Source organism: Alteromonas sp. MmMcT2-5, assembly GCF_022348315.1.
Lineage (GTDB): Bacteria > Pseudomonadota > Gammaproteobacteria > Enterobacterales > Alteromonadaceae > Alteromonas > Alteromonas macleodii.
In genome coordinates this window covers 1-12,717 of sequence record NZ_JAKRFB010000083.1, presented here as the reverse complement: position 1 = coordinate 12,717, position 12,717 = coordinate 1, and the positions used below count along the sequence as shown (strand labels likewise).

Below are 12,717 nucleotides of genomic sequence, written 5' to 3'. Positions count from 1 at the left end.
AGTAGAGTAGGCTGAAGAGGATCAATCAGATAATCCGCTGAGAAAGATTTTCTTCTTTACATCTTTGGCATTTTATCAACCAGAAATTCCGGATACCCTCAATTTGCACATGCTGGCCAGTTCCGTGACCTCGCCGCCAGCCACGTATTCTTCAGTGGCTTGCCACACCAAAGCACGCAGCGCTTCAATTTCTGTTTTCAATTCAGCCAGGGTGAAATGCACCACCTGTTGATCCAGCACCGTGCTGCCAAACAGGTTGCGCTGGCGTGTGTAATTGATGGTTTCGTTCAGCACATGCATCATGCCTTCGATGCTGTTGGCCGCGCCCCACAGGCGTTCCTCTTGAAACTGGATCATCTGGTACATGAAGCCTGCGCCTTCCATGCCAATCAAATTGCGCTGAGGCACGCGCACATTGTCAAAGTGGATCAGGCCGGTGTCGGAAGCCCACATGCCGATTTTGTGAATCTTCTTTTCGATCGTGATGCCAGGGGTTTTCATCGGCACGATGATCAGCGATTTGTTCTGGTGGGGTTTGCCTTCGCTGGTGTTGGCCAGCAGGCAGATCCAGTCGGCTTGCAGACTGTTGGTAATCCACATTTTGCTGCCGTTGATGACATAGTCGCTTCCGTCTTTTCTGGCGGTGGTTTTGACACCTGCAACATCTGACCCAGCACCAGGTTCAGACACGCCGATACAGGCCACCATGTCGCCTGCTACCGCAGGTGCCAGAAATTCACGGCGCAGTTCGTCGCTGCCGAACCGCGCCAAAGCGGGTGTAGCCATATCGGTCTGAACGCCGATTGCCATGGGTACGCCCCCACAATGGATTTTTCCCAAAGCCTGCGCCGCAACGACGGAATAGCTGTAGTCCAAACCCATGCCGCCAAACTCTTCCGGTTTGGTCAGGCCCAATAGACCCAAGTCACCCATCTTCTTGAATAGCGCGTGGGCAGGGAACATTTGCTCCTTTTCCCAGGTGGCCACATGTGGGTTGATTTCATTTTCTACAAAACGCTCGATTGTGCGTTGCAGTTCTTTGTGCTCTTGGGTCAGTCTCACTCAACTCTCCTGAAAACAAATCAAACGTTTGTTCGAAATAATAGCATCAGCTTTTGAAAATCGGAACTTTTAAATGCAATGAATTAACTCAACTTGACAGTCAATTTGATTTTGGAGTGTGACCCCCATGCCAGACCAGATTCGTTCAGCACAGCCTGAAGCCAGCCATGTTGACCCAGGCAGGCTGCATAAAATTGCGTCTGTAGCCAAAGCGGGTTTGAGTAAGTGCGCAGTGACCGTGAAGAACCTGGCGAGTCAGTTGAAGTCGACGGTGTCCGGTAACTTTTCCAAAGTGGTTGCATGTTTCGGGCAAGCGCCTTCAACTGTGCAGACTAGACAAAATGCCATTCCAGGCATATTGAAAAATCTGAAGCCCAGTCCGGTCGATCAAACCATGGTGTTGAAAAAACTGGATTCCACTGCGCCGAATGCTGTTACGAAGCAATTGGAAGCCTTGAGGAGCATGGAGTCGGTCGAGCGCTTGAAATCCGTTGTGAGTCGATCAATTTGCTCTGAAAGTGGCAAGGTGAACCTGAGTTTCATTGAGCATTTTTGCGGACTGCGTAACGATGCAGCCAAAGCGAGTCCAAATTTTCGTCCCTCGCCTTCAGAAGGAAAAACCGAGTTTTTGGCGCCTTTCAAAGACTTTTCCGTCGATATTCTGGCCAATGAAATTGAGTTGCTTGACAGCATTGTCAGCGATTGCGAGCGAAGTGATGTGGCAAAAGTGCAAGTGATCGCACTCGCGCGGCGATGAGAACCGTCTCTGACATTCTGAAGAATAGCGCGAATTTGATGTCGAAGATCAGCAGACATGAACTGCTGGTGAATCAGGCAGGTACGCCCAGGGCAGTGTCGAATGCCGCGAAAGAATGTCTTGCAGCTGTTGAGCAACTGCCGCCTAGCGGCAAAATCCTAATACCACTGACTTTTTATTCTCTCGGTAGTGGCGTATCAAAAAGTGCGGGCCATGCCACCTACATGGTGGTTGAGAAGAACTGGGACGACACCGTGAATTTGCACATGGTAAACCGGGGTGCGGGAAGCGGGTCGCACCCGCAACAGTTTGGCCAGCGTTTGAAGCCGGGCCAGCGACCAAAAATTGAATCAGCAGTATCCAAATGGAATTTGCCTATAGGGCAGAAAAAAGGATTTAGTCATAATTTTTTGTGCAAAACGTTGATGTACACACTCGACGCAGCCACAACGCACAATGGATGCGCAGTCGCAACAACTCGTGTTGATCCAAATCGACAGATGCGAGCGAACATCGAGCAGTTTTATCACGAGTTTGGACAACGTGTTGGTTGTAGGCCGGGCCCTACTGACCATCAGCCGATTTACCAGCGGTCCCAGAAAGACGGCAATTGCGGTTACTCGAATCTGAAAGCATCGATTCGTTATTTGCTGAACGATCAAAAAATGTACAACCAGATTGATTTGATAAAAACAGAAAAGGTTGCAAAACTGACGCTGGGTTATATGAAGGAGAATCTCCTGCATAACCTTAATGGGGATACTGCGGTATTGAAACGCTTTAGTTTTAATGCTGAAAATGCGGTTCAAAAGCTGACTGAGAAATTTGAAAAGGCGGAGCTGCGGACCAAAATGGACAGTGGGGCAGCTCTGCCATTGAAGTTACCGCCTCACTTGCAAAACGTGACAAATTAAGCCGTTATGGCCGCGCCACCCCAAACTGCATGGTTTGCACGCTACGTTCTTGTTGAAGGCAGGCAGTTAGCGCAAGCGCCAAAACCTGCCGGGTGTCGCGCGGGTCGATTACACCGTCGTCCAGCAACAAGCCGCTGGTGTAGAACGCGCTGGTTTGCGACTCGAATGTGTCAACAATTTGTTTCTTCATGTTTTCCAGCATGAACTCGGGCACTTCCATGCCTTTGCGGGCTGCGCTGGCCTGCATCACGGTGGCCATAGTGCCGGCAGCTTGTTCGGCACCCATCACCGCAGTTTTGCTGTTGGGCCAGGCGAATACAAAGCGGGGGCCAAATGCGCGACCACACATGCCATAGTTGCCAGCGCCAAAGCTGGCACCGCACAACACTGTGATTTGCGGGACGGTGGCGTTGCTGACGGCCTGTATCATTTTTGAGCCGTGCTTGATGATGCCGCCCTGCTCGGCCTCTTTGCCGACCATGTAGCCGGTCGTGTTTTGCAGATAGATGATCGGTGTTTTGGTCTGGCAGCAGCTTTGTATGAAGTGGGTGGCCTTGGTTGCACCCGCTGTGTCGATCGGCCCCAGATTGCTGATAATGCCAATGCTGACACCCATCAGTTTTGCATAGCCACACAGTGTGGCTGAGCCGTAACCCGCCTTGAATTCAAGGAAATCCGAGTCATCGACGATGCGGGCGATTACCTCGCGCATGTTCACCGGGGTTTTGATGTCGGCAGGCATCACCCCCAGCAATTCTTCCGAGGGGTAGCGAGGTGCAGGCGCGTTTTCGTTCATCGCAGGCAACACACTGCGGTTGCTGTTGTTCCAGTCGATTTTAGCCATCACTTCACGGGCCAGTGCAATGGCATGCCGGTCATCATCGGCGATGTAATCGCCCAGCCCGGAAATTGAGCAGTGCATGTCGGCACCACCCAGTTCTTCATCGGTTGCAATTTCACCCGTGGCGGCTTTCAACAAGGGTGGACCGGCGAGAAACGCGCGGGCCCGTTCGCGAACCATGATCACCACGTCGCTCAAACCTGGAATATAAGCCCCGCCTGCGGTGGATGAGCCGTGGAGCACATTGACCACGGGCAAACCAGCAGCGCTAAGCTTGGCAAGGCGGTAGAAGTTGCCACCGCCCAGTATGAAGTGTTCGACTTTGTACTTCAGAAGGTTTGCGCCCGCTGATTCGCCCAGATTGATGAAGGGCAGTTTGTTTTCAAGCGCGATGTCTTGCGCGCGTTGCATTTTCTCGATGCCCATGGCTTGGAGTGCTCCGGCTTCAATGCCGGAGTCGCTGGCCACCACCATGCACAAGGTGTTTGATACATAACCCAAACCGGCAATAATGCCGCCGCCCGGAATGCTTTTGTCAGCCTTCTGCCCGTCTTGCATGTAACCAGCCAGCGTGCTGAGTTCAAGGAAGGGGGAGCCTGCATCGAGGAGCAGGGCTACACGGTCGCGGGGCAAAAGTTGGCCGCGCTTGGCAAATGAAGGTGCTGCTTTGGCCGATGCGTCGCGTGTGCGCTTTTCCAGTGCCCTTAGCTCATTCAGGGCCGCTTCCATATTGGCTTTGTTCAGTTCAAATTCACTGGAAGTGGCGGCTACAGCGCTTTCTAGAATAGGCATTGTGTGGGCTTTAAATGTCGGTTAAAAAATCAAACGTTTGTTTGATTTTGAACGCGAGGCTTGATCAAGTCAAGCCGCGTGCCTGCTTGAGTTCTTATTTACTTTTTGCAGCCGCACGTGCAGCATCGCGGCGTTGAATGACTTCCGGTACGCCGCCCAGATGAAAGCTGTTAAACGCCGGATTGGCTTTGCCTGTGCCGACTTGCCAGATGCGGCGCGCATTGGGCGCTGCACCGTAGATTCGAATACAGGATCCTGAAATGAATGAGGCAGCAGGGCTGCACAGGAATACCAGAGCACCAGACACCTCTGCTTCCAAACCCAGTCGTTGCAGGGGTATGGTTTTGTCCAGTTGCATGATGGTTTGCTTCATGGGTTCGGGGTAAGTGTCCATGCCGCTTGATGCGATGAAGCCGGGAGCTACCGCGTTCACTCGCACGGGTGCCCATTCATTGGATGCCGTTTCCGAAAAGTTCAGCATGCCCGCGCGTGCGGCGCCGGAGTGGCCCATGCCCGGCATGCCATTCCACATGTCGGCGATGATGTTGGTAATGGACATGTCTGCCTCGCCCAAATGCAACATCATGTATTGGTTGAATACTTCACGGGCCATCAGAAAGCCGCCGGTGAGGTTGTTGCGCACCACGGTCTCGAAGCCTTTGCCGCTGATCATGTTCAAAGGGGAAGGAAACTGGCCACCCGCATTGTTAATGAGGTGGTTGATTTTGCCGTGTGCGGCCAGCACATCGGCCACGGTTTCCCTGACTCGGTCTTCTTCGCGAATGTCGCAGCTGTGCAGTGAAATTTTGACGGAACAGGTTTGCTCGATCTCCGCTTTGACGGTTTCGAGTTTTTCCATTTTGCGACCGACCAGTGCAAGGTCGGCACCCAGGCTGGCCAGTTCATGTGCGGTGCAGCGACCAATGCCCGAGCCGCCGCCAGTGACCAGCACGGTTTGGCCTGCAAATAGATTTGGGCGGAAAACGGACTGAAAGCTGTTCAAGAGATTCACCTGTAAATTGTGCGTGCAAAGTTTATTCAAACGGTCGTTTGAATTTAAGCACGCTTTTTTGGGTCGTGCCCTTGCAAAACACAATTCACAGGAGATTTTTAGCGCACGCTGGCGTCGGCAAGTCGAACATTCTGTGGTTTTGCAAACAGCTGGGCGGCAAAAGCAATGGTGTGGGCCTGTAGTGCCTGAGAGCTGTCGTGTTCAGGGTCACGGTTGGAGAAGTCGGTTCGAATGGATTTCACGCGTTTGAAGACCACGTCGTAATACTCAGGGGCCACTTTTTGAACATAGGCCAAGCCGACCAAATCGGCCAGTGTCTCTTCGAAATGCATATTGTTCTTGAATTGAACACCCAAATGCTGCTGCAGCGCCTGCCTGGCGGCAACGCGTTTTCCCTTTTCCGACATCAGGCAGTGGGTCAGTTCGTGGGCAGAAGTGAATGCAAGGAATGCGGATTCTGAACCCTCGTGGCCAGTGTCGAGAAAATGCGACCACACGCGCTTTGCATCGGCATGCTGGTTCACATGCAACACACAGGCTTTGACTCCGCTGTTCGTCAGAAACGGTGACGGATTGTTCATGGTGCTTTTGCGTACATGGATCCGGCCGGTGTCGATGGAATACACTTGGGCGAACTGGTGGATTTCGGCCTCCATGGCCGCCGTGTCGGGCAGACTGGCCTGGGGGGTGAAGAGACTGACCAAACCAAAAAACAGACCGTTCCACATGACATGCTCCAACAATTTGCGGGTATGTCTTGTGAACGGCAGCTTGGTACCTGTTCAACATTGCACCAATGCGTTGCCCTTAAAGGGGGTATTCAAAGCGGGCGGGGGCATGAAACAGGTGGGCTCATGTCAGAATAGTCAAAAATTCAACTTCATGGCAGGAGATATTTCTTATGAACAGCAGTCCAGTGGCGATCATCACCGGTGCAGCGGGCAATCTGGGGCAGGCGGTGGCCGTGCATTTGGGTGGTTTGGGATATCGCCTGTTGTTGATCGATCTGAATCAACCAGATTGGGACGGCGAAACGGATGCGGTGTCGATTGGCAATGTAGACCTGACCCTGCCCGAGCATGCTCAGGAAGTGGTGAATCAGGCCTGGGAATATTTCGGCCAGATTGACGCAGTGGTCAATATCGCCGGTGGTTTTGCATGGGAACGGCAGGCAGAGAGCAGCCTGGACACCTGGAACGCCCAGTACGCCATGAATGTGCAAACCACAGTGAACATGTGCCAGGCCATATTGCCCCAGTTCCAGGACCAGCAAGGTGGCGTGATTGTGAACATTGGCGCGGCTGCGGCCGGCAAAGCGGTCGAGGGCATGGGTGCTTATGCGGCTGCCAAGTCGGGTGTGTTGCGTTTGACCGAGGCATTGGCGGCGGAAAACAAACATTTGGGAATTCGCGCCAACGCAGTGTTGCCCAGTATTCTGGACACACCAGCCAATCGGGCTGCCATGCCTGAGTCGGACCCCGCAGATTGGGTCACCCCTGAATCATTGGCGGGCGTCATTGCATTTTTGTTGTCAGATGCCGCCCGCGACATCAATGGTGCGGGCATTCCGGTCACGGGCAGGGTCTGAACTATTTGCGGTTGACCAGTCCGTGCAGGTAGTTGTCGATCGTGAATTCGGCCTGTTCCATCAGGTCGAACAATTCCGGGCTCAGCACGTAGTTCGCGAACAGGCCGTCAATCAGTGAATGAAGACCAATCGCCGCCCGTCGGGCATTGGTGCTGGCGGGTAATTCACCCTTGTCAATGGCCGCCTGGAAATCAGTTTCAATGGTCTGCAGGCAACCTTGAATCGTTTCGAGGTGCATGTCGCGGATGGGCAATATGTCATCAACCATCTCTGTTTTGTGCATCACGATGTCGAAAACCCGTTGAATCTGTGGGTTTTCCGCCAAGGTGCGAACCACATGCATGGATCGAATTCTGAGGTAGGCCAGGGGTTGCTGCTCGGGGTGCAGGTCGGGTGTGGCGATGAATTCATCCATTGGTAATATGACGCGCTGTAACATGGCGTCAAACAGGTCGGCCTTGTTCTTGAAATGCCAATAGATGGCGCCCCGTGTCAGATCGGCTGCCTTGGCTATATCGTTCAGCGTGGTTCGTGACACTCCTTTTTCTGAGAAAACGGTCTCTGCCGTGTCCAGAATCAGATTGCGTGTTTCCTGCGCTTCTTCCTTCGTTTTTCTTACCACAATTGTTGTCACCAAAATTTGAAAAAAATATTTACATACACTCGTGTATGTATGTATTATCTGACTTCTCGGTCAGTAAATCAACCCGAAAAATTCCCACAAGGATATAACAGGGCACATATCATGCACAGCAACTCATTGAATTCAAAGCAAACTCAAGCTTCCCCTTACAGTCGCGCATTTGCAGGAGCCACCCTTCTGCCTTCGCTGCTGGTGACCGTTTTGTCCAGCGTTTTGTTGCTGGGTTGTGGTCAGGGCGCAGACGCCCAAGCCCCCGGAGGTCCCGGTGCCGGTCAAGCCGCACCAGTTCCGGTGGTTGAAGTGAAAACAGAACAACTGGAATTAACCTACGAATACCCAGCCCAAATTGCGGGACTGCGCGAGGTTGAAATTCGCGCCCGTGTGGCCGGTATTATCGAACGCCGACTGTTCGAAGAAGGCGGTCGTGTGAAGAAAGGCCAATCTTTGTACAGCCTGGACAACGCACCGTACCAAACCGCGTTGGCCCGCGCTTTGGCTGATGAAAATGCCGCCAAGGTTCGTGCTGCGCAGGCTGAGCGTGATTACAAGCGCGTGATGCCACTTGCTGAGAGCAAGGCGGTTTCGCAGTCAGAGCTGGATGGTGCCCAATCCGCGTTTGAAGTCGCCAAAGCAGATTTGCAAGTGGCTAGTGCGGCTGTTCGCACTGCACGCCTGAACCTTGATTACGCCAAAGTTGAATCGCCGGTGAACGGATTTGCAAGCCGCTCCCTGTATTCAGAGGGCAGTTTTGTATCTGGCCCTTCCGAGTTGTTGACCACTGTCACCCAGATTGATCAGGTGTATGTGAACTTCGGTATTCCGGAAAAAGACCATGAGCAGTTGCGCAAAGGCGTGGCCAGCGGTGCCGTCTCAATGCCCGGGGGCGATTTGGTGGTCGAAGTACTGGGTGCCGACGGCAAGCCCATGGGTTTTAAAGCCAAGCTGGGCTTTCAGGATGTGCGCGTGAACCCGGCCACGGGAACAGTGGATGCCCGAGCCGTGCTGGTCAATGACAAAGAAGTGCTTAGCCCTGGGCAGTTTGTGCGGGTCCGCGTTAGCGGTGCGGTACAAAAGGATGCCGTGTTGTTGCCACAGCGCGCTGTTCTTGAAAATCCGGAAGGTGGCAAGGTCGTGATGACTGTCAGCCCCGAAAACACGGTGGCACCCCGACCTGTTCAGGTTGCGCAGTGGAAAGACGACCAATGGGTGGTGACTGACGGTTTGGTGGCAGGCGACAAAGTGATCACCGACGGATTCATGAAAGCGCCCCCGGGAACCCCAGTACAACCCGTGATCGCTGGTGCCAACAACCAGCCTGAAGCAGCAGCGCCGGCTAAAGCCGCGCCAGCCACTGAGCAGAAGCAATAAGGGGTAAAACATGTTTTCGAAATTTTTTATCGACAGGCCTGTGTTTGCGGCCGTGTTGTCGATTTTCATCATGCTGGCCGGCTTGGCCGCCATGCGTGGTTTGCCGATTGCGCAGTACCCTGAAATTGCGCCGCCGGTGGTTCAGGTTCGTGCCGTATACCCCGGTGCTTCCGCTGAGGTGATTGCCAGCACTGTGGCTGCACCCATTGAGAATGCGATCAACGGGGTGGAAGACATGATGTACATGAGTTCAACTTCGGCCAGCAGTGGCGTGGTTGAAATCATGGTGACGTTCGAAATTGGCACTGACCCGGACCAGGCCGCGCTGAACGTGAATAACCGTGTGAAACAGGTTGAAAACATTTTGCCGCAGGAAGTACGCAGGCAGGGTGTGACTGTGAACAAGGGTTCTTCGTCGTTCCTTCAGGTGTTGGCGTTCTATTCTGAAGACGGTCGGTTTGACGACTTCTACACCTCGAATTATGTGACCTTGAACGTGCTCGACCGCATCAAGCGGATTCCCGGCACCACCAACGTGCAGATTTTCGGTGCGAAAGATTATGCCATGCGCATCTGGATCAAGCCCGATCGCATGGCCCAGTTAAAACTGACTGCGGGTGACATTGCTGCCGCGTTGAATGAGCAAAACGCACAGTTCGCGGCGGGCAAGGTGGGGCAAGCACCCAACAACAATGGCCAGGAACTGGTTTACACCGTGACTGCCCAAGGTCGTCTGAGTGAACCTGAGGAGTTTGAGAATATCCTGATTCGCGTGAATCCGGACGGCTCCTCACTTCGACTGAAAGACGTGGCCCGTGTCGAGTTGGGCTCGAAGGACTACGACTTCACAGGTCGTATCAATGGCAAGCCAGCCACGCTGGTAGAAGTATTCCTGCAGCCGGGTGCCAACGCGCTCGACGTGGCTCAGAATGTAAAAAACACGGTGGATGAAATTGCTGCGGACTTTCCGGAAGGTCTTGATTACGCAGTGCCTTATGACACCACGCGATTCGCGGAGGTGTCCATTCGTGAAGTGGTGAAAACGCTGGTCGAGGCGATGATACTTGTGTTCATCGTGGTGTATGTATTCTTGCAGAACTGGCGCGCCACCTTGATTCCGATTGTGGCCGTGCCTGTTTCATTGCTGGGCGCATTTGCAGGGCTTTATTTGCTGGGTTATTCCATCAACACGTTGACATTGTTCGGCATGGTGCTGGCCATCGGTATTGTGGTGGACGACGCCATTGTGGTGTTGGAAAACGTAGAACGGATCATGCATGAAGAGGGCTTGGGCGCGCGCAAGGCGGCGATCAAAGCCATGCAGGAAGTAACCGGCCCGGTGATTGCAATCGTGCTGGTACTTTCAGCGGTGTTCATTCCAATCGGTTTCCTGGGCGGCTTGACCGGTGAACTGTATCGTCAGTTCGCCATCACCATCGCCATTGCTGTGATCGTATCCGGCATTGTCGCGTTGACATTGACCCCGGCCCTTTGTGTGCTGCTGCTCAAGCACGAGCACAAAAAACCAGGCAAGTTTTTCACCGCATTCAATAACTGGTTTGCGCGGGTAACGACCAAGTACGTGGGTGGCGTGAAATTCATCAGCATGCGTCCAGCCATTGGTATTGGTTTGTTTCTGGTGATGCTGGTGGTCACTGCTGGTTTGTTCAAGGCCACACCGGGTTCATTGGTTCCTGATGAAGACCAGGGCTATTTTATTGCGGCCGTATTTTTGCCCGATGGCGCAACACTTCAGCGCACCGACAAAGTGGTTGCCGAGGTGGTGGATGCAGTGGCCGCCAACCCCGCCAACGAGTATTCCGTGGCGTTTACAGGCTTTGACGTCCTGGGCGGCAGTTTCAAAAACAACGCGGCCACCATGTTCGTAACCCAGCGCCATTGGGACGACCGCGAGGCTGTGACCACTGATTTGGTGGGCGAGTTGTTTGGCCGGACTGCGGGCATTCAGGAAGGGTTGGTGCTGGCTTTTGCACCACCACCCATCTTCGGTTTGGGCAATGCCGGTGGCTTTGAGTTCTATATTCAAAACCGTGGCGAAGGCGGCCCAGCCGAGCTGGCCAAGGTGATGAACGCCTTCATGGCCAAAGCCAATGCAGACCCGCGCCTGGCTGGAGTACAAACATTGTGGCGCCCCGGCACGCCTCAGCTATATGTGGATGTGGACCGCGAACGTGCCCGCGCAATGGGCGTGAACGTGAATGAAGTGTTCGACACCCTTGCGGCCAGCATGGGTACCTACTATGTGAACGACTTCAACAAATTCGGTCGTACCTGGCAGGTGTTGATGTCGGCGGATGCGCAATATCGCAAAAGCCCGACTGACATTGGCAACATGTATGTGCGCTCGAACACTGGCGAAATGATCCCGATTTCGGCCTTTGCCAAAGTGGAGTTTTCACAAGGGCCGGAAACTTTGGAGCGTTTTAACAATCTACCTGCTGTAAAGCTGTTGGGCAGTGGTGCACCAGGCATCAGTTCAGGCGAAGCCATTCAGGCCATTGAGGACATTGCAGCCGAGGTGTTGCCGGATGATTTCAGCTACGACTTTTCTGGTGCCTCGTTTCAGGAAAAGCGTTCTGAAGGTTCTTCCAGCTTTGCGCTGGTCTTGGGTGCGCTGATGGTGTTCCTGATTCTGGCTGCCCAGTATGAAAAGTGGACCCTTCCGTTTTCGGTGCTGCTGGCCATGCCGTTTGGCTTGTTCGGCGCGCTGCTTGCGGTGTGGATGCGCGACATGACCAATGACGTGTATTTCCAGATTGGTCTGGTGACGTTACTAGGTCTGGCTGCGAAGAATGCGATTTTGATCGTGGAATTCGCGGTGCTGAAGCGTGAAGAAGGTATGAGCGCCCTTGACGCTTCTCTGGAAGCGGCCCGTTTGCGGTTCCGTCCCATTTTGATGACCTCGTTTGCGTTTATTCTGGGCGTTGTTCCGTTGGCGTTCTCCAGTGGTGCTGGTGCAGGTGCACGCGCCGCTGTAGGTACCGGTGTAATGGGTGGCATGACCGCCGCCACATTGCTGGCCATTTTCTTTGTGCCCCTGTTTTACCGCTTGATCGATCGCAGTGAAAAAGGTGGACGACACCATGGTGATGAAGAGGAAGCAAATGATTCATCCAATCAACAATCAACAAACAAAGGGGGCGAGCATGTTTAAAGCCCTGCCGAAAACCGCAATCGCCTTGGGTTTGACTCTGGCCCTGACCGGTTGCGCATCCAGCATCCCTTTGCTGGACAGGTTCAATGGCAAGCCAGAGCAAGCCATGCAAGTTGAAGTGCCTGAAAACGCAAAAGGCGTGGGCATGAAGCAGGTTCAAAATGAGGCGTGGTGGCTGTTGCTCGGCGATCCGGCGCTGAACCAGGTGGTTGAGCAGGCGTTGCAGAACAACACCGATGTTCGTTTGGCCAATGAGCGATTGAATGAAGCAGGTGCGGTGCTTGGCATTGCCAAGTCGCAGCAGTGGCCTTCAATCTTTGGTCAGTTCACCACCGGTCGCAATCGCCCGTCACAGGCTGGCAACGTGCCGGTGTTTGGTGGGCAAAATGTGTATGAAAACCAGCAGCTGGGCATTGGCGCGACTTGGGAGCTTGACTTGTGGGGTCGAATTGGTGCACTGGAAGATGGGGTTCTAGGGATTTTCCCCTCTAAAAAGACTTAATCCTCTGTAGACCACACCAATAAATGGCTGCGGAGGTGGGTTACTACTTATAAGTGTGGCAAA

Annotated in this window: 10 protein-coding genes and 1 pseudogene; 6 read left to right on the top strand and 5 right to left on the bottom strand. The window is 53.5% G+C overall.

All coding sequences use genetic code 11. The features are described 5' to 3' along the window. Positions 1–96: 96 nt before the first annotated feature. Positions 97–1,062 (bottom strand): annotated as a pseudogene (locus MHN09_RS19995) (acyl-CoA dehydrogenase family protein); the annotation flags it as partial. A gap of 127 nt (positions 1,063–1,189) precedes the next feature. Between MHN09_RS19995 and MHN09_RS19990 the strand changes: the two are divergent. Next, positions 1,190–1,819: a hypothetical protein gene (locus MHN09_RS19990; protein ID WP_118845435.1), complete on the top strand. Its 630-nt coding sequence runs from the start codon at positions 1,190–1,192 to the stop codon at positions 1,817–1,819. Positions 1,820–1,857: 38 nt separating this feature from the next. Further along, complete coding sequence (locus tag MHN09_RS19985; protein ID WP_162898085.1) at positions 1,858–2,733, top strand: hypothetical protein; 876 nt, start codon at positions 1,858–1,860, stop codon at positions 2,731–2,733. Positions 2,734–2,737: 4 nt separating this feature from the next. Here the strand turns inward: MHN09_RS19985 and MHN09_RS19980 are convergent, their stop codons facing one another. The 3 genes from MHN09_RS19980 to MHN09_RS19970 all read right to left on the bottom strand — a co-directional run bounded on the left by MHN09_RS19980 (position 2,738) and on the right by MHN09_RS19970 (position 6,106). Further along, on the bottom strand, positions 2,738–4,366 hold the full coding sequence (locus MHN09_RS19980) for a carboxyl transferase domain-containing protein (RefSeq protein WP_118845430.1): 1,629 nt from the start codon (positions 4,364–4,366) through the stop codon (positions 2,738–2,740). Positions 4,367–4,460: 94 nt separating this feature from the next. Continuing rightward, positions 4,461–5,369, bottom strand: coding sequence for an SDR family oxidoreductase (locus tag MHN09_RS19975; RefSeq protein WP_239241773.1), 909 nt, complete (start codon positions 5,367–5,369; stop codon positions 4,461–4,463). Between the two features lie 107 nt (positions 5,370–5,476). Then, positions 5,477–6,106, bottom strand: coding sequence for a hypothetical protein (locus tag MHN09_RS19970; RefSeq protein ID WP_118845425.1), 630 nt, complete (start codon positions 6,104–6,106; stop codon positions 5,477–5,479). A gap of 173 nt (positions 6,107–6,279) precedes the next feature. Between MHN09_RS19970 and MHN09_RS19965 the strand changes: the two genes are divergently transcribed. After that, positions 6,280–6,966, top strand: a complete 687-nt coding sequence (locus tag MHN09_RS19965; RefSeq protein ID WP_118845422.1) for an SDR family NAD(P)-dependent oxidoreductase — start codon at positions 6,280–6,282, stop codon at positions 6,964–6,966. A 1-nt stretch (position 6,967) separates the two neighbouring features. Here MHN09_RS19965 and MHN09_RS19960 read toward each other — a convergent pair whose 3' ends face one another. Beyond that, positions 6,968–7,588 carry a TetR family transcriptional regulator gene (locus tag MHN09_RS19960; protein ID WP_239241772.1) on the bottom strand — a complete coding sequence of 207 codons (621 nt, stop codon included), beginning with the start codon at positions 7,586–7,588 and terminating at the stop codon, positions 6,968–6,970. Positions 7,589–7,711: 123 nt separating this feature from the next. Between MHN09_RS19960 and MHN09_RS19955 the strand changes: the two genes are divergently transcribed. The 3 genes from MHN09_RS19955 to MHN09_RS19945 are packed head-to-tail and all read left to right on the top strand — an operon-like array spanning position 7,712 to position 12,654. Next, the gene (locus tag MHN09_RS19955; RefSeq protein WP_162898083.1) at positions 7,712–8,977 is read left to right on the top strand and encodes an efflux RND transporter periplasmic adaptor subunit; all 1,266 of its coding nucleotides are present in this window, start codon (positions 7,712–7,714) and stop codon (positions 8,975–8,977) included. Between the two features lie 10 nt (positions 8,978–8,987). Beyond that, positions 8,988–12,152: a multidrug efflux RND transporter permease subunit gene (locus MHN09_RS19950; protein ID WP_239241771.1), complete on the top strand. Its 3,165-nt coding sequence runs from the start codon at positions 8,988–8,990 to the stop codon at positions 12,150–12,152. Then, positions 12,145–12,654 carry a TolC family protein gene (locus MHN09_RS19945; protein ID WP_239241770.1) on the top strand — a complete coding sequence of 170 codons (510 nt, stop codon included), beginning with the start codon at positions 12,145–12,147 and terminating at the stop codon, positions 12,652–12,654. Before MHN09_RS19950 ends, MHN09_RS19945 begins: the two co-directional genes overlap by 8 nt. The last annotated feature ends 63 nt before the right edge of the window (positions 12,655–12,717 follow it).

What these genes read in the sequence shown, in the direction of transcription:
- MHN09_RS19990 (WP_118845435.1), top strand. Translation starts at nt 1,190, where the DNA reads ATGCCAGACCAGATTCGTTCAGCACAGCCTGAAGCCAGCCATGTTGAC.
- MHN09_RS19985 (WP_162898085.1), top strand. Translation starts at nt 1,858, where the DNA reads ATGTCGAAGATCAGCAGACATGAACTGCTGGTGAATCAGGCAGGTACG.
- MHN09_RS19980 (WP_118845430.1), bottom strand. Translation starts at nt 4,366, where the DNA reads ATGCCTATTCTAGAAAGCGCTGTAGCCGCCACTTCCAGTGAATTTGAA.
- MHN09_RS19970 (WP_118845425.1), bottom strand. Translation starts at nt 6,106, where the DNA reads ATGTGGAACGGTCTGTTTTTTGGTTTGGTCAGTCTCTTCACCCCCCAG.
- MHN09_RS19965 (WP_118845422.1), top strand. Translation starts at nt 6,280, where the DNA reads ATGAACAGCAGTCCAGTGGCGATCATCACCGGTGCAGCGGGCAATCTG.
- MHN09_RS19955 (WP_162898083.1), top strand. Translation starts at nt 7,712, where the DNA reads ATGCACAGCAACTCATTGAATTCAAAGCAAACTCAAGCTTCCCCTTAC.
- MHN09_RS19950 (WP_239241771.1), top strand. Translation starts at nt 8,988, where the DNA reads ATGTTTTCGAAATTTTTTATCGACAGGCCTGTGTTTGCGGCCGTGTTG.
- MHN09_RS19945 (WP_239241770.1), top strand. Translation starts at nt 12,145, where the DNA reads ATGTTTAAAGCCCTGCCGAAAACCGCAATCGCCTTGGGTTTGACTCTG.